This is a genomic window from Corynebacterium sp. AOP36-E1-14, from assembly GCF_052377495.1.
Taxonomy (GTDB): Bacteria; Actinomycetota; Actinomycetes; order Mycobacteriales; family Mycobacteriaceae; genus Corynebacterium.
Genome location: NZ_JBQSWV010000003.1, coordinates 135,280 through 159,621, shown reverse-complemented (window position 1 = coordinate 159,621; position 24,342 = coordinate 135,280). Strand labels below are relative to the sequence as shown.

26 protein-coding genes and 1 pseudogene are annotated in these 24,342 nt (G+C 65.1%); 26 read left to right on the top strand and 1 reads right to left on the bottom strand.

The window, feature by feature from the left end; all coding sequences use genetic code 11:
• From ACT3TD_RS02775 to ACT3TD_RS02650, 26 genes and pseudogenes are all read left to right on the top strand, one after another.
• Positions 1-358: pseudogene (locus ACT3TD_RS02775) on the top strand (hypothetical protein); the annotation flags it as partial.
• A 12-nt stretch (positions 359-370) separates the two neighbouring features.
• Positions 371-1,810, top strand: a complete 1,440-nt coding sequence (locus tag ACT3TD_RS02770; RefSeq protein ID WP_444637963.1) for a phage portal protein family protein — start codon at positions 371-373, stop codon at positions 1,808-1,810.
• Positions 1,803-3,185 (top strand): head maturation protease, ClpP-related, encoded by a 1,383-nt coding sequence (locus ACT3TD_RS02765; RefSeq protein ID WP_444637961.1) that lies wholly within the window; start codon positions 1,803-1,805, stop codon positions 3,183-3,185. Before ACT3TD_RS02770 ends, ACT3TD_RS02765 begins: the two co-directional genes overlap by 8 nt.
• Before the next feature lie 9 nt (positions 3,186-3,194).
• Positions 3,195-3,620: a hypothetical protein gene (locus ACT3TD_RS02760; RefSeq protein WP_444637960.1), complete on the top strand. Its 426-nt coding sequence runs from the start codon at positions 3,195-3,197 to the stop codon at positions 3,618-3,620.
• Positions 3,621-3,758: 138 nt separating this feature from the next.
• Positions 3,759-4,358, top strand: coding sequence for an NUMOD4 motif-containing HNH endonuclease (locus ACT3TD_RS02755; protein ID WP_444637959.1), 600 nt, complete (start codon positions 3,759-3,761; stop codon positions 4,356-4,358).
• A gap of 8 nt (positions 4,359-4,366) precedes the next feature.
• Positions 4,367-5,287: a hypothetical protein gene (locus ACT3TD_RS02750; RefSeq protein ID WP_444637958.1), complete on the top strand. Its 921-nt coding sequence runs from the start codon at positions 4,367-4,369 to the stop codon at positions 5,285-5,287.
• A gap of 113 nt (positions 5,288-5,400) precedes the next feature.
• Positions 5,401-5,616, top strand: a complete 216-nt coding sequence (locus ACT3TD_RS02745) for a hypothetical protein (RefSeq protein WP_444637957.1) — start codon at positions 5,401-5,403, stop codon at positions 5,614-5,616.
• 9 nt (positions 5,617-5,625) lie between these two features.
• Positions 5,626-6,045: a Gp19/Gp15/Gp42 family protein gene (locus ACT3TD_RS02740; protein ID WP_444637956.1), complete on the top strand. Its 420-nt coding sequence runs from the start codon at positions 5,626-5,628 to the stop codon at positions 6,043-6,045.
• Complete coding sequence (locus tag ACT3TD_RS02735; RefSeq protein ID WP_444637955.1) at positions 6,042-6,374, top strand: hypothetical protein; 333 nt, start codon at positions 6,042-6,044, stop codon at positions 6,372-6,374. The genes ACT3TD_RS02740 and ACT3TD_RS02735 overlap by 4 nt, the downstream gene beginning before the upstream one ends.
• A complete protein-coding gene (locus tag ACT3TD_RS02730) occupies positions 6,374-6,658 on the top strand; it encodes a hypothetical protein (protein ID WP_444637954.1) in 285 nt (94 codons plus the stop codon). The genes ACT3TD_RS02735 and ACT3TD_RS02730 overlap by 1 nt, the downstream gene beginning before the upstream one ends.
• Positions 6,658-7,029: a hypothetical protein gene (locus tag ACT3TD_RS02725; protein WP_444637953.1), complete on the top strand. Its 372-nt coding sequence runs from the start codon at positions 6,658-6,660 to the stop codon at positions 7,027-7,029. Before ACT3TD_RS02730 ends, ACT3TD_RS02725 begins: the two co-directional genes overlap by 1 nt.
• Before the next feature lie 72 nt (positions 7,030-7,101).
• Positions 7,102-7,815 (top strand): phage tail tube protein, encoded by a 714-nt coding sequence (locus tag ACT3TD_RS02720; RefSeq protein ID WP_444637952.1) that lies wholly within the window; start codon positions 7,102-7,104, stop codon positions 7,813-7,815.
• Between the two features lie 67 nt (positions 7,816-7,882).
• Positions 7,883-8,230 carry a hypothetical protein gene (locus ACT3TD_RS02715; RefSeq protein WP_444637951.1) on the top strand — a complete coding sequence of 116 codons (348 nt, stop codon included), beginning with the start codon at positions 7,883-7,885 and terminating at the stop codon, positions 8,228-8,230.
• Positions 8,231-8,336: 106 nt separating this feature from the next.
• Complete coding sequence (locus tag ACT3TD_RS02710; RefSeq protein ID WP_444637950.1) at positions 8,337-8,702, top strand: hypothetical protein; 366 nt, start codon at positions 8,337-8,339, stop codon at positions 8,700-8,702.
• A gap of 125 nt (positions 8,703-8,827) precedes the next feature.
• Positions 8,828-9,064, top strand: a complete 237-nt coding sequence (locus tag ACT3TD_RS02705) for a hypothetical protein (RefSeq protein WP_444637949.1) — start codon at positions 8,828-8,830, stop codon at positions 9,062-9,064.
• Positions 9,065-9,074: 10 nt separating this feature from the next.
• Positions 9,075-14,126, top strand: a complete 5,052-nt coding sequence (locus ACT3TD_RS02700) for a phage tail tape measure protein (protein ID WP_444637948.1) — start codon at positions 9,075-9,077, stop codon at positions 14,124-14,126.
• 13 nt (positions 14,127-14,139) lie between these two features.
• Complete coding sequence (locus ACT3TD_RS02695; protein WP_444626651.1) at positions 14,140-14,925, top strand: hypothetical protein; 786 nt, start codon at positions 14,140-14,142, stop codon at positions 14,923-14,925.
• 1 nt (position 14,926) lies between these two features.
• Positions 14,927-16,558 carry a Gp37-like protein gene (locus ACT3TD_RS02690; RefSeq protein ID WP_444626653.1) on the top strand — a complete coding sequence of 544 codons (1,632 nt, stop codon included), beginning with the start codon at positions 14,927-14,929 and terminating at the stop codon, positions 16,556-16,558.
• A 20-nt stretch (positions 16,559-16,578) separates the two neighbouring features.
• On the top strand, positions 16,579-17,106 hold the full coding sequence (locus ACT3TD_RS02685; protein WP_444626655.1) for a hypothetical protein: 528 nt from the start codon (positions 16,579-16,581) through the stop codon (positions 17,104-17,106).
• Between the two features lies 1 nt (position 17,107).
• The gene (locus tag ACT3TD_RS02680; protein WP_444637947.1) at positions 17,108-17,899 is read left to right on the top strand and encodes a hypothetical protein; all 792 of its coding nucleotides are present in this window, start codon (positions 17,108-17,110) and stop codon (positions 17,897-17,899) included.
• Positions 17,896-19,662 (top strand): hypothetical protein, encoded by a 1,767-nt coding sequence (locus ACT3TD_RS02675; protein ID WP_444637946.1) that lies wholly within the window; start codon positions 17,896-17,898, stop codon positions 19,660-19,662. Before ACT3TD_RS02680 ends, ACT3TD_RS02675 begins: the two co-directional genes overlap by 4 nt.
• Positions 19,655-19,966, top strand: a complete 312-nt coding sequence (locus ACT3TD_RS02670; RefSeq protein WP_444614847.1) for a hypothetical protein — start codon at positions 19,655-19,657, stop codon at positions 19,964-19,966. The genes ACT3TD_RS02675 and ACT3TD_RS02670 overlap by 8 nt, the downstream gene beginning before the upstream one ends.
• A 39-nt stretch (positions 19,967-20,005) precedes the next feature.
• Positions 20,006-21,340: a GH25 family lysozyme gene (locus ACT3TD_RS02665; protein WP_444637945.1), complete on the top strand. Its 1,335-nt coding sequence runs from the start codon at positions 20,006-20,008 to the stop codon at positions 21,338-21,340.
• Positions 21,340-21,792, top strand: coding sequence for a hypothetical protein (locus ACT3TD_RS02660; protein WP_444637944.1), 453 nt, complete (start codon positions 21,340-21,342; stop codon positions 21,790-21,792). Before ACT3TD_RS02665 ends, ACT3TD_RS02660 begins: the two co-directional genes overlap by 1 nt.
• Positions 21,789-22,268: a hypothetical protein gene (locus ACT3TD_RS02655; protein ID WP_444637943.1), complete on the top strand. Its 480-nt coding sequence runs from the start codon at positions 21,789-21,791 to the stop codon at positions 22,266-22,268. The genes ACT3TD_RS02660 and ACT3TD_RS02655 overlap by 4 nt, the downstream gene beginning before the upstream one ends.
• On the top strand, positions 22,237-22,578 hold the full coding sequence (locus ACT3TD_RS02650) for a hypothetical protein (protein ID WP_444637942.1): 342 nt from the start codon (positions 22,237-22,239) through the stop codon (positions 22,576-22,578). The genes ACT3TD_RS02655 and ACT3TD_RS02650 overlap by 32 nt, the downstream gene beginning before the upstream one ends.
• Positions 22,579-24,034: 1,456 nt before the next feature.
• Here the strand turns inward: ACT3TD_RS02650 and ACT3TD_RS02645 are convergent.
• A complete protein-coding gene (locus ACT3TD_RS02645) occupies positions 24,035-24,340 on the bottom strand; it encodes a hypothetical protein (RefSeq protein WP_444637941.1) in 306 nt (101 codons plus the stop codon).
• Positions 24,341-24,342 lie beyond the last annotated feature (2 nt).

Here is a 24,342-nt window from a genome sequence, read left to right as displayed (position 1 = left end):
TATCGACCCGCTGACGAAGTTGGGTGTCGAGCCTGAGGAGCTGTCGTGGCCGCAGGTGTCGGCAGCGACGGAGCTGTTCATGCGCCTGGTGCACGAGGGCAAGGTCAGCCATGACGGTTCACCACGGTGGGTGGAGGCCCTGGAGGTCGCCGCGTTCCGTGGCGGTGGCGAGGGCGGCCGGGCGCTGACCCGTAAGGGCGGGGTTGTGTGTGAGCTTGTCGCGGCAACGTTCGCAGTGTGGGGGCTGGTTGAGTACGCGATCCCGGAGCAGGCACCGGATGTGAAACGGAAGACGAAGTTCGTGGGAAGACCGGAGATCGTTCCGGCGGTCCCGGCGATGGCGACGATGTCGTTTTAAGGAGGTGGTCCGGTGGCTGAGATCACGGAGAAGCCCGGGGAGATTGGTCATGCGCTGACCGTCCCGGTCGGCGGCACGTCGGAGGACAATTGGGAGTTGCGGTTCCCTCAGTCGTCCAGGATCTTCGCGAAGATGGGTCGGGAGGATTCCCAAGTCACATCGGTGCTGAATGCGGTGTCGCTGCCGATTAAGCGAGCATCGTGGCGTCTGGACCCGAACGGGGCCGATGCGGAGGTTGTCCGGCATGTGTCGGAGGATCTTCGACTGCCTGTGTTGGGCGAGGATCAGGATGCCCCGGTGGCTCGACGTCGTGGCCGGGTGGCGTGGCATGAGCACCTGCATACGGCACTGCTGGCGCTGCAGTTCGGGTACGCGTTCTTCGAGCAGGTGTACGCACCGGGCGATGATGGTCGGGAGCATCTGGTGAAGTTGGCTCCCCGTCGACCGGGGTCGATCAAGCGGATCAACGTGGCTGCCGATGGTGGCCTGGAGTCGATTGATCAGTCTGCGGTGACGACTCCGGGTGGCACGTCTGCTCGGGGGTCGAGAATCCCGGTGTCTCGCCTGGTGGCGTATGTCCATGACCCGAAGGATTCGACGTGGACGGGGTCGAGTGTGTTGCGGCCGGCGTTCAAGCATTGGAAGCTGCGCGACCGGTTCCTGATGCTCGAGGCTGACGTGCTGGATCGCAACGGCATGGGCGTGCCCGTATATGAGGGCAGTGAGTTGGCCCAGGACCCGCAGAAAGATCTGCAGTACGGGCAGGAGCTGGCGCAGAAGGTTCGTGCTGGCGCTGCGGCTGGTGCGGCGGTGCCGGCGAAGGCGAAGCTGTCGCTGGTGGGTGTGTCCGGTCAGCTCGTGTCGCCTCGTGAGGCGATCGCGTACCACGATTCGATGATGGCCCGTTCGGTGCTCGCACACTTCCTCAACCTTGAGGGAAAGGGCGGCAGTTACGCGCTGGCGGAGACGCAGTCGGATCTGTTCATCCAGTCGCTGCAGACCATCGCGGAGTGGATCGCGGACACCGCGACCCAGCACATCGTCGAGGACCTGGTGGACATCGCGTTCCCAGACTACGACGGTCTGTGCCCTCGCATCGTCTTCGATCCGATCGCCAGCAAGAAGGAGTTGGCAGCGGAGGCCCTGTCGACACTGGTTCGTGACGGGGTGATCCTCCCGGATAAGGACCTCGAGGAGGAGGTCCGCCGACGCTACAGCTTGCCAGGCAAGCGCTCGCGTCGGGATGCGGAGGCCGATGGGTCGACCGCAGCGCCGGAGGACAAGGCGAAGCACGCCGAGCCTGCGGAGCTGGCCCAGCTCGTGGAGGCCGCGAAGTCTTTGATCGAACTGGGCATGTCGAGGGATCAGGCGCTGGTAGCGACCGGACTGGACAGGCTCATTGAGCAAACACCCGGCGAGCCGCCGGGGGAGGAGGTGATCGGTGATGGCTGATCTGCTGATCTACGGTGAGATCGGGTGGGATGTTCAGGCATCGTCCGTCGTGCGTGAGATTCACGACCTGGATGGTGCCGACCTCACCCTGCGGGTGAATAGCCCTGGCGGTGACGTCTACGAGGGTCTGGCAATCATGAACGCGCTGCGGGCCCACAAGGGGACGGTCACCGCGGTCGTCGAGGGCTTGGCTGCGTCTGCAGCGTCGTTCATCGCTGTCGGTGGTGCTGACCGGGTGGTCATGCGTCCCACGGCGGAGGTCATGGTCCATGAGGCCATGAGCTTCGTCGGAGGCAATGCCGAGGACATGACCAAGGCGATCGCTGACCTCGATCGGATCTCGGCGAACCTCGCTGGTATCTACGCCGACAAGGCCGGGGGAGACCCCGGCGAGTGGCGGGAGCGCATGAAGGCAGAGACGTGGTTTTCCGCTGAGGAGGCGGTCGATGCCGGGCTGGCTGATGCGGTCGAGGACGGCAGGACGGTTGAAGCTCGCCATGGTCGTCCTGTGGTCACTGCGCAGTTCCGTTACCAGGGTCGTCGGGCTGCTCCGACGCCTACAGTCAATCGCCCTGAGGGGCACGACAGGAAGGAGGGCGGCATGTCCGCTCTTGCTGACCTGGCCCAGGAGATGGGCCTGTCCGAGGATCAGGTGAAGGCTGCTTTCGCCCGCGTGGTCCTGAATGAAGAGGTCACGGTCACCAGCACCGTCGACGTCGCGTACCCGGAGGGCACCACGGTGGTGCCGACCGGTAAGGCGACGATCGCCCCAGTGGAGGAGGTGCCGCAGGGCCTGACCTTCACGGTCGGTGAAGCCCCGGAGGGGTGGACCGCGGAGGTCGACGAGGTCACCGGTTCACTGAGCGTCACAGCGCCCGCCGGTGCGGAGCCGGACGATGAGGTGGAGCTGACCGTCACGGTGGCAGGCAATGATGCCCCGGTGGATATCCCCGTCGTCGTCACGGTGACAGCTGCCGCCGGTGACGAGGAGGAGACGGAAACCGGCCCGCAGGAGCCTGCTGGTGATCCTGACCGGGTCGTCCTCGACCGTGACACCTACAACGATCTGCAGGCAGCCGCGAAGCTTGGCTGGGAGGCCAAGAACAAGGCTGACGCCGCAGCTCGTGTTGCGGAGGTCGACCGGTGGATCTCGGAGGGGCGTGTGAACGCCGCTCGACGGTCGAAGGTCATCGCGGCGATGGAGAAGGACCCGGTCGCCGCCCGTGACCTGTACGGCTCCATCCCGAAGAACACCATTCCCCGCGGAGAGGTGGGCCACGGCCAGGACAGTGAGGATGTGGGGGTCGCCGGCGACGGTGGTCTCGCCGCCAAGCTGGACAAGGCCCGCCTGCTGTCCGCCCCGAACGTCTACTAGGAGGCCCTCATGGCAACCCCCACTTTCCGCTCCGGCCCGATCACTTTTCGGGTGAAGGAGAATGTCAGCAAGTTCCGTCTCGTCACTGTCGATGGTGACGGCGCTGCCCACGCCAGTGCATCTGGCCCCGTGTTCGGCGCTGTCGTCTCCGATGCGCATGTGCCGTCGGAGCCGCAGCCGAACAGCCTGTACATCGGCAACCCGCCGACCGTCGGCGTTTTCATCGGCCCGGCGACCGTCCCGATCGAGGTCGACGGAGACGCTGACAACATCGCGCAGGGCACCCCGCTCTACGCCGCCGCTGACGGCAAGGTCTCCACCTCCGGCACCCTCCTGGTCGGCATGGCCGCCCGCGACGGTGATTCCGGTCGAGTGAAGACCACCCTCATCACCCCTGCCGCCGCAACCGCTGGTGGCGGGGCCGAGGGGGAATGAGATTCCCCGGGGTGAACACCTACCCCGGGGATGACATCTACCCCGCCTGACAAGGCAACGAACGAAAAACGGCCCCGATCGGTGAAGCAACACCGGCCGGGGCCTTGCCCATCCACCTAAGACAGTAGGAGGACGGCTGTGGAACAGCCTATCAGTGCACGGGTCATCGCCGAGACATGGAAATCGGTCGTCGGCTGGGAAGGCATCTACTCCGTTAGCAGTGAGGGACGCGTCCGAAGCGAAGACCGGATGGTCAGGTATTCAGATGGTCGTGTTCGCGTCTACCGGGGGAAGATTCGTCAGCCCGGCGATCACCAGTTCGGCTACCCGATGATCACCCTCAAAGCGGCTGGACGCAGACAGGAAACGAGGACGGTTCACCGAATGGTGGCGGAGTCGTTCATGGGAACTCGACCCGAGAGCATGAACGTCTGCCACAACAACGGTGACCCTACGGACAACCGCCTGGCAAACCTTCGGTACGACACGCAATCGGAGAACCGCAGGGACACTGTCCGACACGGAAACGACCATGAGGCAAACAAGACTCATTGCTCTCGGGGGCATCGCCTCGAGCGCAAGAATTTTTCCCCTTCGTCACTCAGAAAAGGACGACGGGAATGCCTCGCGTGCGCTAGGGCGCGCAGCAGGGTCAATCACTACCCCTCGCTTAAGAGCGAGATGCAGAAGATTGCGGACAGCTACTACTCCGCGATCGAAACCAACAACCCCTTTTAGGAGGGACAATGTCGCAGCTGATTACCAGCGCATATGACGGGGTTGAAGTCACCGTCGACGAGATGATGAGTGACCCCCTCTTCATCCCGCAGCGGATCGTGGACAACCTCGATGGCGCTTTCATGGAGGACCTGTTCTTCCGCCAGGCCGAGTCGAACAAGGGCACCGTCGCGTTCCGTGAGGCCGCCGGCGAGTACCTCGCCGACGATGCTGAGGAGATCGCCGAGTACGGCGAGATCCCGGTCTCCACCCCGGAGTACGGTGAGCTGAAGGCCGCGTTCGGCATCAAGACCGGTGAGGCCATCCGCGTCTCCTGGGAGCAGCGCAACGAGAACAAGGTCGACGTGGTCAACAAGTCGATCACGGCCCTGCAGAAGACGATGATCCGCCACGGCATCAAGGCCGTCACCGGAGTCTTCGAGTCTGCTGGTGTCCCGGAACTGCAGGCGTCCGCGCCGTGGACTGGTGGCGCCCCGGACAAGGACGTCCTTGACGCCATCGAACTGGTGCAGGGCGCTCACGAGGACGGTGATGAGACCCGCGTCTTCGACTACGACCCGAACACCATCTTGCTGCACCCGCAGTCGCTGACGAAGCTGCTGCGTAACGAGCAGGTGCAGAAGTACTACATCGGCAACATGGCCAACGAGAACCCCGTGTTCAAGGGCCTGACGACCACGCAGCTGTTCGGTCAGCTGCAGGTCGCCACGTCTCGCCTGATCGCGAAGGACGCCGCGTACGTCTTCGAGGCCGGCGCTGCCGGTTTCAAGTCCGACACCATGCCGCTGACCGCCACCCCGATGTACTCCGAGGGCGGGGATTCCCAGCTCGGTGGTCCGAACATGTCGTGGCGCTCGGACCTGGTCCGTAAGCGTGCCATCGCCGTGGATAACCCGAAGTCCGTGCTGAAGATCACCGGGATCTCCTGATGCCGCGGGTCACGTTGGCCCGGGCATGGAATCCGGGCGAGGAGCACTACGTCCCAGGTGATGAGGTCGATGTGGACGACGATGTCGCATCGTGGCTGACGCGCACAGGCGCTGTGGCTCGGCACGCTCGGAAACGCTCGAAGGTGCCGGACGAGCCCGCTGACACGGAGCCCGACAGCGAGTCCGAGGAGCCGGATGAGCCCGCTGACACGGAGGACAAGCGCCCTGCGCGCACCGCATCACTCGACACGTGGAAGGCCTTTGCTGAGAAGCAGGGCATCCAGACCAAGGGCATGAGCAAGCAGGACATCATCGCCGCAACCGCGTAGGAGGCTCCCATGGTCACCGTTGATGACGTCGAGAAGCGGCTGCCCCGTGACCTCGACCCCGCGGAGAAGGCCCGGGCCGGCTACCTCATCGAGGACGCTGAGGCCCGGATCGTCGAGGAGTTCGGCCGGGCGGGCATGGACCTTGCCCGGTTCCTGGACGTGCCGTGGTTCCGGGCGACGTATGAGCGTGTGGTCCGGGAGATGGTCGCCGCACCGATCTTGGTCGGCATCAACACAGGCATGCGCTCGGCGTCGTCGACGACGATGCAGGAGTCCGACTCTGTGACGTTCGCGGATGTCGAGTCCGTGTCGTGGGGCGGGGTGACCTTGACCGATCAGCAGCGCGCCGATCTCGGGCTGCCGGCCGGGGCCCTCCCCAGAGGATGGTTCCCCCGACCGCCGCGGTGGCCGGAGCGGAGGCTGCCGTGAGTGAGCAGATCACGATCCACCCGCAGTCGCGGGATGTGGACGATGACGGCAATCGCCTGCCCGCCCCGCCGGCCCGGACGATGCGGGTGAAATCCGTGCAGCAGGTGTCCGCCGACGAGCTGTCGGACGCGGACAAGGACGGCAGTGTCCGTGTCCTACGCGTCTGGTGCTCGTCGTCGGATGGCCCTGCGGACGGAGACGATGTCACGATCCGTGGCCTGCGGTACCAGGTGCGCGTGGCTGCGTGGGACCCCGGCAAGCACCGCCGCCCCGCGTTGTCCCGGCACCGACCGTCGGCCGTGTTCGATGCGGTGAGGGGTGAGGGCTGATGGCGAAGAAAGGCATGAGTGTTGGCCGGCTGCCGCCGGGATTCGCTGAAGCTGCTTTCGATAAAGCGAAGGCGGACCTCCCGAAGCTGGGGAAGCGGATTCAGGCTGGTGTGCCGCGTCAGTACTCGACGGGCATCCGCGTGGAGCGCAACCGGTCGGGCCGTCCGGTGCTTCTCGTCGCAATCACTGAGCGGAACGGCGCGGCGATCGAGGCGAAGCACGGTGATCTGAAGCGGTCGGCGGCGCAGCAGGGGCTCGATGTCAACCGGTATGGGGGTGGCTGATGCTGGTGCAGCAGGACGCACCCCTGATGGTGCGGACGGCGCTGCGGTCTGCATTCCCTGATCTCCGCGTCGTATCGGAGCTGCCGGACTCGTGGGCCCCGGTTTCCGGCCCGGTGGTGACGGTGATCTCTGCGGGTACTCCGCGGTCGTCGGTGCCGTGGGCGCGGGAGCAGGTACTCGTCACGGCCTATGCCGACGATGAGCCGACCGCTCGGCGGATCGTTTCCACAGCAGATGCCTACCTGATCGACCCCGTTCGCTCGCACGGGCTGCTCGTCACCCCGGCGGCCGGTCCCGACATCGTCCGAGACCGTGATCTAGGGTGCTTCCTCGGCGCCACGACGGTGCAGGTCGCAACCACACGACGATAATCCCAAACCAAACTTCCGGACCCCGTGAGCCTTACTGGCCGCGGGGTTCACCCATTCCTACAGGAGGAAATCATGGCTGAGCGTGAGATCGACCTCACCGCGCCGAACTACGAAACCGCGCTGATCACCCTCGGTGTCACCGGGTCGCTGTCCTACGCCCCGCACGGCACGCCGCTGCCGGAGAACATGGCCGACTACGAGGTCCCGTGGGTGGACCTCGGATGGATCGGCGACGGTGGTGTCGGAGAGTCCCTGAACCAGGAGCGCGAGGACTGGACCCCGTGGCAGGCCGTCGGCCCGCAGCGCGGTCAGATCACCTCGGAGGAGGTGCAGTTCACCGCGACGCTGTGGTCGCTCGGCGGCCTGGCGACCGCCCTGTACTACGGCGTGGCCGAGGAGGACATGACCTTCGACACCGCCTCCGGTGTGACCCGCTTCGAGCAGGGTGCGGAGCTGCCGGAGGATTTCCGGTTCTGCCTCGCTTTCGACCTCATCGACGGGCAGAAGGCACGCCGTTTCCTGCTCCCTGCAGCGTCGGTCGTGGAGCGTGGCGACGTCACCTACACGAAGACGGAACTGGTCGGCTACGAGCTGACCTTCAAGACCAACTTCGACGCGGAGGCTGGCTTCGCCATCGCCCGAGAGTTCATGGAGGGCTGGAAGCCCGGCACCTCCGGAACCACCCTCGAGGGCGGCGGCGTGAAGGATCTCGGCGACTGGTCCACCCCGGCGGATGAATCGACCGACGACGGCAGCGAGACCCCTGGTGGGGCCGAGGGGGAATGACGTGGCCGGGGGAGAAGTCCTACCCCGGCCCTGACCTGTACCCGACCGACCCGAGTGAGGAGGCCTGATGGCTGACTACGAGAAGATCAACTGGCGCAACGGCGAGGCCGGCGGCACCCCCACCTCCGCGGAGAACTTCAACCGCATGGATGACGGGATCGCTACCGCGCAGTCCACCGCTGATGCTGCCCAGTCCGAGGCAGCTGAAGCTCAGCGCACCGCCGAAGGAAAGGCCGACCCCGGCGACATTCCGGACGTGACCGGTTTCGTGACACAGGCTGACATCGACAGCGCTGTTGAGGGGTTGGCTGCCGCCAGCGACATCCCTGACGTGTCCGGCCTTGCCACGCAGTCGGACCTCGACGCGGCACTCGCACGTATCGACGCGCTCGAGAACGCCGGGAGCGGCGAATAGCCCCAGGGGTGGGGTGGGGGATCCTCGGCAGGTCTCTCCCTCACCCCTTCAACTTCCCTCCCCCGTAAGCAGACCTGCCACACCAACTTTCTTAAGGAGACCTGCCATGGCCGTTGACCTGACAAAGATGCTCGAAAAGCGCCGCGAGGTGCTCGGCAAGGACGACAAGTTCCTCGCCAAGTTCGACGACACCGAATTTTGGATCGTCGCCCAGGAGCTCGCGCCCCGTTCCCACCGGGAGCGTCTCGCCGAGATCCAGGCAGACGTCGAGGACGAGGTGTTGACCCCGTTCGAGGGCGAGGACGCCGTCATCGAGCAGTACCTCGGTGATCAGTCCGATGACTTCCGCACCATGTGCGATGAAGCGAATGTCGACCCTTTCGAGGCGCTGAATATGGCGCTGAGTGAGCACAACAAGGAGGTCCGCCGGAACCCTACCCAGCGGTCCTCGCGGAACACCCGGAGGCGGTAGAAGCCTCCCTCGACGCCCACTACGGGCGCGACATCGTCGCCGAGTACTGGCGTGGCGAGGTCACGACCCGTCGCCTGATAGCCCTGATCCGGGGGCTGCCGGAGGGGTCTGCTCTGCATCGGGAGATGAACGACGGGCATGTGTGGACGATGGACCACTCCCTGATGTGGCACGTCGCCTACCTGTTGCAGCGCGTGGAGACCGTGCTCGGCGCCCAGGGGGTGAAGAAGAAGCCCACGATGCCGAAGAAGCAGGCAACCCCGTGGGACGAGGACGGCAAGACGAAACGCACAGGCCGGGTCGATGCCGGTGATGAACAGGCCGCGGTGAACTACCTGATGGGGCTGCGGAAGAAGACGTAGGAGGTGCCCGATGGCTGAGGCGTCTGGATATGCTGTCCTGCCGGTCACGGTCTCGCTGAAGGGCGTGACCGGCCAGCTGAACAAGGCCCTGGTGGGTCCGTCTGAGAAGGCGGCGAAGAAGTCGTCGGGGGCTATCGCCAGGTCGATGGAGGACGGCGTTAAGAAGGCGTCGAAGTCTGTCGAGTCCGCGTCTAAGGCGCAGGTCGCGGCCCGTGACAAGGCGACTGATGCGGCCGAGAAGACCACCCTGATGGAGCAGCGGCTTGCCGAGGTGCTGGAGAAGCACGAGGCGGGATCCGCCAAGGGTATCAAGGCTGCCAATGACCTGGAGAAGGCGCGGCGTGACCAGGCTCGCGCTGACGGTGCTGCAGAGAAGGCGACCGCTGACCTGGAGAAGGCGCAGGGGGAGCTGGAGACCGCTACGGCGGACGCCTCGTCGGGGATTGCTGAGCAGGCCCGGGCGATGGAGGAGGCCGAGGACCGGTCGAAGAAGTTCAGCAAGGCTCTGGATGGCGCTGCGCTGGCTATCGGCGGTATGGCCCTGGGCGCTACCGGTGCGCTGGTGAAGTTGGGCACGGATTTCGACGAGGCTTTCCGCACGATCCGTACTGGTACGGGTGCTACGGGTGAAGCGTTCGAGGGGCTGAAGGACTCTGCCCTGAGTGTGATGGACACCGTCCCTGCGATGGATGGCGGCATGTCGCAGATCTCCGAGACCCTCGCAGACCTCAATACCCGCCTGGGACTGACGGACGAGCCGCTGGAGACGATGACCGGGCAGATGGTCGCCCTGTCGAACATGGGCGTCGACGCGGATATCAACGCCGTGTCGCAGGCGATGAACGGCTTCGGCATCGAAGCTGCGGACATGCCGGACGCGCTCGATGAGCTGTTCCAGGTGTCGCAGGCCACCGGGCTGACCGTCACCGATCTGGCGAACAGTGCAGCAAAGGCGGGGCCCCAGCTCCGAGGATTCGGCTTCACGATGCAGGATTCCGCGGCTCTGGTCGGACAGATGGACAAGGCCGGCCTGGATGCCGACGGCACGCTGCAGCGTCTCTCGCGGGCGATGTCCACCTTTGCCGACGAGGGCCGGGATGCTCCGGAGGCGCTGAAGGAGACGATCACCGAGATCGACAGCTTCATCGAGTCCGGTGATGAGGCTGCTGCGATGAATCTGGCGACGGATCTGTTCGGCACCCGTGGTGCCGCACAGTTCGTGGATGCGGTGAAGAGCGGCACCCTGTCGGTCGATGATTTCATGGCGGCGACAGGAGCTACGACGGACACGATCCTCGGGGTGTCCGAGGAGACCCGGACGATGGGCGAGTCTTTCCAGCTGCTCAAGCAGAAGGGCGAGACGGCTCTACAGCCGATTGCGACGAAGCTGGTCGATGCGCTGATCCCGGCTCTTGAGTCCGGGGCACAGAAGCTCGAGGATTTCATCGGCTGGGTTGAGGATAATCAGGGCCTGGTCAAGGGGCTGGCGACTGCGGTTGGAATTGCTGCCGCGGCGTTCGTCACGTGGCGTGGCGCTGTCGCGGCAATCACGCTCGGGCAGAAGGCGTTTGCTACTGCGACGGCCCTGTCGACGGGCGGCATCAAGGCGATGAATGCGGCGATGAAGGCGAATGTGATCGGCCTGATCGTCACCGCGATTGCTGGTCTGGTCGCTGGCCTGACGTGGTTCTTCACGAAGACGGAGACGGGGCAGAAAATCTGGCAGGGCTTCATGGATGTCCTGTCGACAGCGTGGACATGGCTTAAAGACACGTTCACCCCGGTTTTCCAGTGGATGGGCGATGTTATTTCGTCGGTCTGGGACGGGATTAAGACCGGCGCATCTTGGCTTTGGGAGAGTGTCCTGCAGCCGATCTTCGGTTTCATTGGGTCCGCGTGGGAGGTTCTTTCCGCGGGGATACAGTGGTACTGGGAGAATGTCATCAAGCGTGCATGGGACACCATTAGCACGGTTATATCGTGGTTGTGGAACTCAGTGCTGCAGCCCATATTCGGATTTATCAGTACCGCATGGGAGGCACTGTCCACGGCTATTCAGTGGGCGTGGAATTCGATCATCAAGCCCGCGTGGGATGCCGTATCTGCGGCGGCGAATTGGCTGTGGAATACGGTGCTGAAGCCCGTCTTCGATTTCATCAAGCAGGGTTGGGATAACCTCTCGAACGCGATCCAGGCGGCGTGGAACAACATCATCAAGCCTGCGTGGGATGCTGTCGGTAATGCGCTGCAGGCATTGTGGGACAACGTCGTATCTCCGGTGCTTGGTTGGATCAGTGACCGGTGGGATGACATGGGTAGTGGCATCCGGGCTATCTACGACAATGTCATTTCTCCCGCGTTCGACGCGCTGAAGACGGGGCTGCAGAAGGTCCGGGATTTCTTCGGCACCGTCGTTGACGGCATCAAGGGCGTGTGGGAGAAGCTGCGCGGCATCCTCGCTAAGCCGATCAACTTCATGATCGGCACCGTCTACAACGACGGAATTTTGAAGGCGTGGAATACCATCGCTGGATTCATTCCGGGGCTGAATGAGGCGGACCCACTCTCGAAGATTCCGGAGCATGCGACTGGTGGTCGGATCTCCGGCCCCGGCACCGGCACGTCGGATGATGTGCTGATGTGGGGCTCCAATGGGGAGCATATGCTCACCGCCGATGAGGTCCGCCGCGCAGGTGGGCACGGGGCGGTCTATGCCATGCGTGACCTCCTGGCGTCCGGCGAGAACTTCACCATGAAGGACGGCCAGGTGTACCGCGATGAGCGGAACCCCTCGGACAACGGGCCCCTGCTGCCGGCCTACAAAGACGGCGGTGAGGTCCGTCCCGCGTGGGAGGACAAGGTCGCACGTGGTCACGAGTGGGCAAAGCAGCAGGATGGCAAGCCGTACCTCGCGGGTAACCAGTTCCCCGCAGGCGCGGACTGCTCCGGCTACATGTCCGCGCTCGCCGGGGTGATCCTCAACGGCGACTCTGGCGCACACTGGACCACTGTCGCATTCCCCGCAGGGCAGGGGCAGACGGTCGACGCCGCGGGGCAGCCGTGGGTCGCTGGCCTGGGGCAGGGCATGTCGATCGGTATGTCCGGTGGACCGGCATCCGGTGGGCAGAACGGTCACACGGCCGGCACCCTGTCAGCTGCGGGAAAGTACTCGGCGGTCAACGTCGAGTCCGGTGGCGCGAACTCTCGCGTGAAGTACGGCGCGTCTGACGCTGCTGGCGCGGATGACGGGCAGTTCAACTCGCAGTACCATCTCGCGATCGGCGCTGATGGCGATTTCGAGGCTGCGGGTGGCCCCTCTCCGGAGCAGAAGAAGGGATTCCTCCGGGACAAGGTCAAGGGCATCTTCGAGGAGATGTTGAACCCGATCAAGGACATGTTCGCTTCTGCGATTGGTGAGCCTCCGCCGGAGTGGCTGGGGATACCGCCGAAGGCGATGTCCTCGTCTAAGGACAAGATCGTCGACTTCGTCTTCGACAGGATCGAGGATCTGGGCAATCTCGTGGGGAAGACCTACGACGCTGCCAAGGAGATGGGCTCGATGGTCTTCGAGTGGGGTAAGAGCGGTGCGGGATGGGTCGGTGACAAGGTCAGCGGACTGTTCCGTGACCAGGGCGGTTGGATCCCGAATGGGCTGTCCATTGTCCGGAATGAGACCGGCCGGCCAGAGGCCGTGCTGAACTGGGAGCAGGTCGAGGCCATCAAGGCCATGATCGACAACTTCGGTGTCGGGTACTCACCCGTCGCGGAGGCGGAGAAGATCCTGCGGAACCCGACCGAGGGCGGGTCCACCCCGCAGCAGGCTGTGCGGGGCGGCACCCAAGTCGCCCAGCACGTCTTCGCTGAGGAGATGGGCGACAAGTCCGCACTCGAGCACGGCGTTGACGCGGTCTTCGACTTCTTCGGGATGGGCGATAGCCTGACGAAGAAGCTGCTGACCACCCCGGCGAATGAGCTGGCGCCGCTGCCGGACTGGTACAGCAAGGACCAGGACGGCGACACGGGATCCCCGGCGACGGATACGGAGGCCACGGACACGACGGCGGCCGAGGTCTCGGGCGCTGGTGTGGTCATGGAGGACGTGTCCACCCCGACCTCGGACGATGTCTCGGTCACCGCTGAGATGCCGGACGATTTCATGGCGAATCCGGCTGCTGCAGTGACAGGCCAGTCGAAGCCCCTCGTCGAGGACCTGGACACCATCGATCCTGACCGGCACAAGAAGCCAGAGGGCGGCCCCGAGGGGTATGTCTACGGCATCGTGCAGTCGGCCCAGGACCACGGACTGCCCGCGTCCGGTGCGAAGATCGGCGTCGCCACCGCTCTGGTGGAGGCTGGCGATCCGCTGCAGATGTGGGCCAACCACGCTGTGCCGGAGTCGCTGAACTTCCCGCACGACGCCGTCGGGTCTGACCACGACAGTGTTGGCCTGTTCCAGCAGCGTGACAACGGGGCGTGGGGCACCGTCGCCCAGCGCATGGACCCCTACGACAGTGCGGGGATGTTCTTCGACGAGATGCTTCGGAAGTTCCCGAACTGGCAGTCGATGGACCCCGGGGCAGTTGCTCAGGGCGTGCAGGTCAGTGCTTTCCCGGATCGGTACGCCACGAAGATGGGCCGCGCCGAGACACTCGTCGCGGACGCCGGCTTGTACGACTCCGGCGGCACCCTGCCGCCCGGAGCCCTCGCGGTGAACCTCACCGATTCCCCGGAGCACGTCTTCACAGACGACGCGATGGAAAACTTCGTGGACTCCTCGGACTCCATGAAGGACGCCGCCGACGAGCTGTCCCACGTGGCCGACATGTCCACCCCGGACGTGTCCGCTCCGGTGATCGCCGCCCCCGAGGTCGACGCCCCGTCACCCGAGGACGGTCAGCCCGGTGCGGGCGAGATCACGCTGGTGATCAACCTCGACGGGCAGCAGATCCTCGAGAAGCGGGTCGACACTGTCGAGGGCCGCGTGGAGGTCAACGAGAAGGACATCCGGAAGATGAAAACCGCACGTCGCGCAGTAGATGCGGGCGTGCGCTTGCTGACCTAGGAGGTGGTGGCTGGTGGCGGAGCCGATGCAGATATCCCTCACTGACAGGTGGGGGATCCAGTGGGCACTGTCTGACGCCGCACCGGGGCGTAAGGGGGCGGTGCTGATGGGCCCGGTGGGCCTGGCGTCACCAATCCAGGTGACCGCCCGGCAGACCACCTCGCAGGTCGGAGTGTCGCCGGTGTCGTGGAAGACGGAGCAGATGGAGGCCTCATGGTCGCTGCGTCTGCACCGTGAGGAGACCGACGACCTGATGGAGACATTCTCCCTGCTGATGCGTGGGGTGACCCCGTTGGCGGAGTCGATTCTTAGGGTGACGCATCGGGGTCGGGGGACGTTGACGTGTCCGATTGTTCGGACGTCGGTGGAGCCTGATCTGGAGCAGTCGCCGGATTCTATTCGTCTGCCGTGGCTGGATGTTGATTTCGATGTGACGTCGTATCAGGGGTGCTGGCATGGGGAGACGGTGTCTCACCACGGTGACTCCACCCTCGCCAACGCCGGCGACCTTCCGGCATGGCCTGTCGTGCAGTGGTCCGGGGCAAATGCCTCGGTCACCGCGCCGAGCATCGGGGAGGTCGCGTTGCCGGATACCGGTGGGCGCACGGCGGTGCTGGAGACCGACCCGGCTTTCGCGTCTCGCGTGACGGTCGACGGGGTGGATGCCCCCGACCTGTGGCGCGGGATGCGGGGTCGTCTTTTCCCGGCCCCGGTGGATGCTCACTCGACAGCGCGGTGGAGATTCGACGGCTGTGTGGGTCGGCTGACCTCACGGCATTCGCACATGTGGAGGTGGTGACATGGTGGACGTCCTGTCCGACACGGAGATTCTGCAGGCTGCCGATTTTGACTGGGAGTCGTGGCAGGCTGCGCGCCGGGCCGAGCATGCACTCGGTGCCCGGACGATCTGGCTGGCGGACAATCACATGGTGCCGGTGTGCTCTCTGTCGGGATTCCTGCAGGGGTCGTACGGTGACAAGGCCAATGCGGCCGGAGCAGTGGACCTGACCCTGCCGGGGGATCATCCGTCGGTGCCGACGCTGCTCATGGCGGACGGTGACGGTGCCACGGACCCGAATGCGCTGCTCTCGCAGTGGTTCTGGATCATCGTGGAGACTCCGTACTACCGGGTGACGTACCGTCTGGCGGAGTTGGAGCTGATCCAGACCGACACGGTGTCGTCGGTGACTGTCCTCGGCGAGGGCCTTTTCGAGCATCTGAATCACCTGCCTCTCTGGGCTTCTCCGGGGTCTCCGTTGCTCGCGCAGCTGAAGTATGCCGATATTCGCTTCGGTGACAGCCTCCGGGTCGTCAAGGAATTCATGCAGGCGAATCTCGCCCGCGAATTCCAGTCGTCGCTACTGGCGCTGTGGGACATGTGGTCACCGTCGACGTGGTCGAGGATCCGCGAGGAGGACTGGCCGATCATGGTCAATCCGATCCACGAGTCCCTGACCACCGAGTGGACGGTGCTCGACTCGCGGTTCAACATGGCCGGCGAGACGTTCGAGTCCACCCTCGACGCGGCGGGGCTGCTGGTCACCCTTGACCTTTGGCTGCCCGGTGACGAGCAGCCCGCACCGTCGCACGTCACGCTGACGAAGCCGACTATCTGGATCGACGTCAAACCCCGAGCCTTCGACTCGTCGTCGACGGGTAAGCCGACGGATATCATTCGCGGTATCCGGGCGACGATCTCGGGCGACCAGACCACTAAGGCCCTGGTCCTCGATGACTCGTGGTTCGACGGTGAGAACCCGCACGCGTGGTGCGTGTGGTCAGCCGACCATATGCACGGCACTGAGCACCGACTGATCGTCCGGAAGTCGACCGACTCCCACGTGATCGTCGGCGGGCGCTCCCCGCAGATCGTGAACAGCCTGATCGCCGCCGGGTCGAACGCTCTGTGGCAGGGGATCGGAGCCGGTGTCGGCATGCTCTTTCCGCCACTGGCCCCGCTCGCTGTCGCTGCGGGCGCTTTCATCGGGCACGTCCAGGGGGAGTTGCTCAAGGACAAGCTGTTCGCCTGGGCGCAGTACAGCAGTTCGGCCCGGGCGGTGGCGCATGGACCGTACCGCTACCGCGGGATAGTGACTCCGGGCGACGGCTTCAGCCTGTCGAGTTTGCAGGCGGGATTCACCGGCCTGCAGTCCACACAGGGGAGTGTCGGCACCGAGTTCACCGTGGGGGATGGTCAGCCATACGTCCTCGGGCGCGACTACCTTGCCGGAGACCAGGCGGGCGTCATCAGTCACGGCATCGTCTTCGCCACCTACGTCGCCGAGTGGGATGTGTCCGTCACCCCGGACGGTGACGACGTCTCCCTCGGGCTGGGTGATCCCCGACTCCGTGAATCGCCGGAACGTTCACTCGAGCGGAGCGTGAAAACCCTGTCGTCGGCCATTGATCGGGTGAAAACGGCCATACCGTAGCCCTCAGGAGGAATGTCACTGTGACGAATCAGCAGATGCGGTTCATGTTTGAGCACCCCGCACCCGAGGGGTACCACCCGATGGCGCAGTTGTTCCTCCATCCGATGGGGATGAAGTTCACCCCGGAGATGATGAATGAGCTTGCCACGTTCCTGTTCGACATGGTCGGGGTGAAGCTGCACGACGTGGAGCCCACGTCGGTGGAGTATTTCCGTGACTGGAAAGACGACCGCGAGGTCGACGAGGTCGTGCCGGGGGCGGAGTACGCCGCGGCATGGTCGGAGCAGCTACCGCCGGGTATCAGCTTGGACCCGAGGACTGGCCGGATGGTTGGGACGCTGGGCACGGGGCAGTGGAGGTGGACGGTGCGTCTGGGCCCGCAGCTGAAGTACGACTCGCTCGGGGGTCAGGGCTCACCACATCAGGACGGACGGTGGATCGGGGCGCTGGAGGACCGGGAGCCGATCACGCCCCAGACGGTCGACGTGAAGAGCTTGTCACCGGAGCAGCGGGCCGCGTTGCGCGCTGCGCTGGACGAGGAGGACTGACATGGGTGTTTCCCCCGACCATTACGAGCCTGGCTGGGACGGGTCGCCTCAGGACATCAGTGCCCTTGGTAGGGCTGGGGATGATTTGGGCGCGGGGCTGGCCGGGTCGATGCAGGACACCGTCGGTGGTATCGGCGGGGCGATCATGAATGCCCTGTCGGGGATTGTCACCGGTGGCCCGTTCGCCCCGGTCGAGGAGGCCGCCGTCGAGATCCGCAACGGCCAGGAGGGGCTGGAGAACTCAATCAACTTGCTGTTCGGCCTGCCCGGGTATGGATTCTCCTACATGTCCCGCAACATCAACGCTGAGTGGGGGATTTTCGGCGGGAATGTGCGCCGTATGCCGTTCGACAAGCAGCTCGGACCGGCGAAGAATACGCGCATCGATTCGCAGGGGCGACTGGTGCTCGATGGCGTGGGTGCGTGGCTCGTGATGGTGAAGAACCGGGCGAGGGGTACCGGCTACGGCGGCAACGCGATGATCCAGCAGACGGTGCGTATCCGTCGGCCGGACGGCACGGTGTATCACACGGTTACCGATGATGCCTCCACCATGTCGGACACCGGAGTCATCAACCCGAAGGGAGCGTCGACTCTGCTGTCGATCTTCCCGGTCGTGATTGATGAGCCGGGCTGCACTGTCGACGTGGAGACGTGGACCGGCGCATGGCGCTGGTGGGACGGGGGCTACCGCTACAGCATGATGGCCGCGATTAGGCACTCCACGGATGTGGAGAACAAGGGTGACGAGGTCGTGCCCAACGAGACTGAAGAGGAGGCGAAGCAGGGATGACTGTTTTGTATGGTGACCTGCGGGATGTGCAGGGCGCCCCGTTTGATCAGCAGGGCACGGCGGTGGTGATCTCCGCTACGCAGGCCCGCCCCGCGATGAACAGCTCCGCGTTGACGCTGGTGGAGCTGGCCCGCATCGAGATGGAGGACTCCGGCGGCCTGTTCGAGACGGAGGAGCTGGACCCGGGGCCCGTGATCGTCCGCCTGGAGGGAGGGGTGTCTCATGGCCAGCAGTGGGAGATCGGCATCCCGGACGACGATCAGCGCTGGAATCTGGCGGACCTTATCGGTGAGCAGGTCGAGTGGGAGCCGATTGTGGTGTCTCGTGCGGAGGCTGCCGCACGGGAGTCCCGGGCGCAGGCTGACCGGTCCGAGGGGGAAGCGGATCGGTCCGAGCGTGCTGCCGATCGGGTGGGGTCCGCCGAGCGTGTGCTTGAGGCGGAAGCCACAGCGGTGCAGGCCGAGGCAGATGCGTTGGCGCATCAGGAGGAGGCCACCCGGCAGGCAACTCGTTCTGAGAAGGAGGCGGACCGGTCGGCGGGTGAGGCTAGCGACTCGGCGAGTAGTGCGGGCGCGTCCGCTACATCCGAGGCCAACGCGGCCATGTCCGAGCGGAACGCCAAGACCTCCGAGACGAACTCGGCTGGGCACGAGTCCCGGGCGAAGGGGCACGCAGACACCGCTGGCGAGCACTCGACGGCCGCGGACGGTCACCGTCAGGCCACAGCGACCTCCGAGGAGAACGCGAAGACGTCGGAGGACAACGCCGCCGGGCACGAGACCCGCGCCGGGCAGCATGCTGACACCGCGGGGCAGACGGTGCGTGATGCTGTCTCGGAGGCCACGGGCATCACCGAGGGGCACAAGGTCGCGGCGGAGGCGGCTGCGGGAAAATCCCGGTCGGCGGCGACGGAGGGGCGTGGGTACCGGGATGCTGCGCGTGAGGCGGCGGCCCAGGCGGAGGACATCGCCACTGGTGATCTGCCGGCCGCGTCGGAGTCGACGCGGGGTCTGATCCAGATGACGGGTGACTTGGCTGGGTCGGGTGATGATCCGCGTGTGCCTGCCCTGTCGCTGGCGGCGCCGGGCGCGTCGGTGCAGGTTGTGCCACCGGGCCCGGGGTGGGGTAATGCGGTCGCTGACCCGGCGACGACACCCACCGGGTGGGATTTCGACGGTGAGTGGCTGACCCCACCACTGTGGCTGGATCGGGTGACGGTGACTGTCGACTGGTGTGGTGGATCGTCTCTGGCTTTGCGGGGTCGTCGGTCGGACGGCACGGCGTCGACGATCGTCACCTTGCCGGAGGGCGCTCCGGAGACTCACCGGTCTGCCACGGTGGTCGTGGACTTGTCGCGGTATGAGGCTGTGGCGGTGGCTGCGACGTGGACGCAGGAGGACCTCGACGCGGTGTGTACCGCGAGCCTGGTGGTGCAGGTTATGCCCTCCCATCAGCACGCCAGGGAGGACCTGCCGTGGTGGGATGAGGTCATGTCCGGCTACGTGCGGGGCAATGATGAGCGTCTGTCTGATCCGCGGTATCCGACGGAGCATGAGCACGAGATCAACCAGGTCCGTGGTCTACGCGCTGTCGTCGACCGGCTGACTGCCCTGGAGGCTTTGGTGCGGGCGCGTCCTGCGCTGTGGCCGTGGGACGGTGTAGTGCCGTGGGCACCACCGGAGGCCGCGCTGCCGGTCGACAACGTCTGGGATACCGATGGCGGCGACGTGCACAGTGTGGAGGAGGTGACCGGTGATGAGTGATCTCACGCTCGGACCCGTGGTCGGCAAGATCGGCGGGGCAACCGTGCCCCTGGATCTGTCGCCCTCGACGCCGTCCACGTCCGTGCCAGTCGACCTTCCGGATGGTGAGTGGGCGATCGTCGTAGAGGCCGTGCAGACCGGATACGGGGGCGGCAGCGTGTCGATTGGTGACGTGTCGGTCACCACGCCCGGCCGGAATCTGCGGTGCTATGCGGTGCGTCGACACGTTACCTCGCCGACCACCGTTACTGGTTCCACGACAGAGATCCGGAAGATCACTGCCTTCCCCGATCCGACCCCATAGCCCCGCACAGGGGCTTTTTCTCTGCCCAAAGGAGGGCACATGGTTACTCATCCGATGAAGCCCGGCACGTACACCGTGTCATCCGGCTACGGCTCCCGGTGGGGCACGTTCCACGCAGGCCTCGACTTCGCCTGCCCGGTCGGCACACCGATCTACGCGCCCGCCGACGGCGTGGTGGTGCAGGGCAAGGACCGTGCCCAGGGCAGCGTCTCCGGCTTCGGCTCCTGGATCTGGCTCGACTGCCAGGCGTCCGCCGGAGTCGACCTGATCTACGGCCACGTTCATCATCCCGGCATCCTCGTGAAGGCCGGCGACCGGGTGAAGGCCGGCCAGCAGATCGGCGTGTCCGGCAACGAAGGCGTCACCACCGGCCCTCACGTCCACTTCGAGATCTGGGGGCCTCCCGGCCGCACCGGCGGCAAGCACCGCGACCCTGCCGCATGGCTCAAAGGAGCCACCGCACCGGGCACAACCAACCCGCCCCCGACATCAGGAGGACCCATGACCACGTTCGGCGTCGACATCTCCGGACACCAGGACGGCTTCGCTCTCCAGCACGCCAAGGCCGCCGGAGCACAGTTCGCCATCCTCAAGGCCACCGAGGGCCACACCTTCCGCGACAAGGTGTTCCACTCCCACCTCAAGGACGCCCGCGCCAACGGCCTGGTCGTCGCCGCGTACCTCTACGTCTGGCACAACAGCACCCCGGCGCAGATGGCGCAGGCGTTCGCCGACTACGTCAACGACACCAGCGTCCCGGCGATCCTCGACATCGAGAACAACTCGGGCCGGTCCGTGGCGCACTGGAAGGCCACGATCGCCGAGCTGAACAAGCGCGGCTACAAGACCCCGCTGATCTACCTGCCGCGGTGGTACTGGCAGCAGGTCGGATCACCGTCCTTGGCGGGCCTGCCGCCACTGTGGTCGTCGAACTACCCGTCCGGTGGCGGCGAGATGAAGGGCACCTACGCCCGTGCCGGCGGCGACAACGGCCCCGGCTGGGCCGGGTACGGCGGCCTGAGCGTCGCAATGTGGCAGTTCACCGAGGGCGCGTCCATCGCCGGGTGGGGAGTGGACGCCAACGCCTACAAGGGCACCCGCGCCGACCTGGAGAAGCTACTGACCGGTAAGACCGCTGCACCATCCACTCCTAAGGAGAACACCGTGACTGACTACGCACGCCTTGGGCTCGAGCAGCTCGCCGGATCCGGCCACAAGGACGGGGAACCGACCTTCACCGGCTGGGGCATCGAAGACCTCATCACCAAGGGCCGCGAGAACCTGCAGAAGTACGGGTCGGCGACCGTGCCGCAGATGCTCGCCATCGCCCACGCCGACGAGCTCCGCGCCATCATCAACGAAGGGAAGAAGTAATGTCCGACACCAAGCGTGAAACGAAGTTCAATCAGCAGTGGTGGCAGCGCAAGATGTCCTACGCCGTCATCGCCCTGGCGGTCACCATCCTCGGTGGCCTGGGAATCATCCCCGAAGACCAGATCGATCCGCTGGTCAACCAGATCGGCAACGTCGTCGCTGGCGCGTTGCTGTTCCTAGCGACGGTGAAGACGAAACCGGGGTCGGATGATCCGGCAACGACGCCACAGCTGCAGGCCGCCACGGACCAGGCGCGGGGTGTTCAGGTGCAGGTGCAGTCCGCGTTGGCTGAGCTACCCGCCCGGGTTGAACAGGCTATCGCTGGGCTACCCCAGCAGGTCCAGGACGCTGTGCGCTCGGTCTACGATCAGCCCTACGGTCGGCATGATCAGGCTGTGGTGGAGCTGGAGCCGGACTTGTCGGGCCCGGGCGTCTATCCCGGGGGGCAATGATGCCCGTCGACCACCTACCCCAGGTACTCCGTGGCCCGGTTGAGCGCATCCGGGACGGCCTGCTGACCGACGCCACAGCCCTGGTGATCCTCGGGTTGGGGTGTATCGCCCGGGGTATCAGCTACATCGACTACTCCAATGGCGGCAGTCATCCGGCGGAGAAGTGGGTGAGCATGACCGCCTGGTCGCTCGTGTGGATCGCCGTCGGAGGGCTGTGTTTGCTCACCGCACCGTGGCATCGTTCATTGCTGGCGGCGATTTCCGTGGCCTGCGGGGTGTCGATCCACCTGTTGTGGGCGTTGTCGTTCATCTGGGCGACGTACACCGGGGAGATGACCCGTGGGTGGGTGTCGTCGATCGGGTATCTGATGATCGTCGCGTTGGTGACCTGGGCGGTGTGGCGAGGTGTGCGCACCGAGATTCGTGTCCGGGAGGTGCCAGTTGATGGACGTGACGATCATCGGGGGGTTCATTAGCGGCCTGGTGCTGATTCTGGTGGCGAAGATCAAGCTGTCGTCGGATAAGGGGCCGAACTGGCAGGCGTACGCCGAGCGTCAGGCGGCGGACCTGGACACGGTGAACAAGGATATGAAGGAGGTGCGCGGTGAGCTGAAGAGTCTACGTACCGAGGTTGGGACGCTGCGCTCTGAGCTGGGGACGGTGAAGCCGAAACTGATTGCCGCGGTGCGTCACATTCGTGCGTGGCGCAGTGTGTTCCCGGACCACACGTCGTGGCCGCCGTTGCCGGCGGAGCTGTACGAGGACCTTGACCACCCCGCTCACTAGCCCCTGTGGGTAGTAGTTTTGCCTGGGGGTGAGCTATGGTATGAGTGTGCGGGGAGTGATGACCCACGTACAGCAGATGCGCCAGCATGCATCGCCCTTCGAGGATCCGCGCACCGACTCCCCGCCTGTGGGACGGTGCGCGGTTTTCTTTTTTCACCGTGGCCAGCGACAATACGGAGGCAAGACCCCTTTTTGGGGGGTATATTATCCCCGACGTAACACCTTCAGGCTTCTCAGCGGTAGTCTCGGTGAAGCAACGGAGCATGAGCCTCGTTGCAGCCATATACTTCTATCGAAAGGCATTACCATGCTGGAAATCATTGGAAACATCGTCGACGCCGTTGCCGGCTTCTTCACCCAGGCCATCGACCTGGTCGCCGGCTCCATCGGTCGCGGCGAGGCCAAGTAGCCTCAACCGCTTCGGCGGTGTCTGATCCCCTCCGGGCTTCGGCCTGGAGGGGGTCTTTTTGTGTTCCGTGAGTTTTCGGCCTGTATCCTCGGTTACGGGTCGGCGCCAACGTCGGCCCCGTCGGGATTGTGTTGTCCTGGCTCCTTGGGTGCCCCCTCGCGATCGATTGGTCTCTGCCGCGAGGGGGTATCGGGGGTCACGCGTCATGGTCGCCGTTGCTGGTGAATTCTCACGAGAACCTGCACCATCCCCCGAACTAGCGCCCGTGCGGAGTAGGTTGTCCTGGGATTGCGTTACGTTGTGCGTGTTCGGGGACGGATCGATCACGCGCAGCAGATGCTCCAGCATGCATCGACCTTTCGGGACTCCGCGCACCGACTCCTCGCAGTGGGGTGGTGCGCGGTTTTCGTTTATGCCTTTTGTCCTGCGACGACGACGCGTCGGCACCCCTTTTTGGGGGCGTATGTTATCGGCAGCGTAGCGAGTTCAGGGTCCTTATCGGTAGGGCCGGTGAAGCAACGGAGCATGAGCATCGTTGCAACCATGTACTTCTATCGAAAGGTATCCCCATGCTGGAAATCATCGGAAACATCGTCGACGCCATCTCCGGTTTCTTCACTCAGGCCATCGAGCTCGTCCGCGGCTCCATCAACTAAGAGCCCGTCGCCTCTGGCGACAAAAGCCCCCGCACTTCGGTGCGGGGGCTTTTTTGCGTTCCGGGGACACCGGCACCGGTGCCCGGTACGCTGATCTTCGGCGGGGGACCATCGGGGTCGCTCCGCCAGGGTTGAGCGCCGCCGATCCCCCTAGGCGTGCAGCTCCCCGACAGTCCCCTTCGTCTCCGCGACGGTGGGGGCTCTCAACTTCGTCGGGAAAACTATTGCCGTTATTGGCTGGCTACAGACGTTTGGCGACTATGCTCAACAGTGCGGGAGATAGGTGAACACTTGACCCTGCCGGCCCCCACCGTCTCCCCCGACGGTGGGGGTCTTACTTGCGTCCGGGGGCCCGCGCAGGTCGGCCCGTGCCCGGCGCGAGGGGAGGGGCTCATCCCGCATCCATCCCATAGGAGACCCGCGAGACCCCCATTTCGACGCGACTGGCGAGACTGGCGGGAACGTTCTGACCTGCATCGATGATAAAAACACTGGTGGACAATCCTGACCAGTCGTTGCAGGTGAAGCAGTGGGCGAACAGGGCGACCGGGACGCCGGCCTCACGGAACTCCTGCGGGGACAGCCCGCGCGCGTCGCCGGGCAGGTCCACGGTGCCGGTGATCACGGGCACGGGGCGTCCTGCCACGTCGGCACCGCGGAACTCGACGTCGACGGAGGTCACGCTTCTCGAAGTCACCC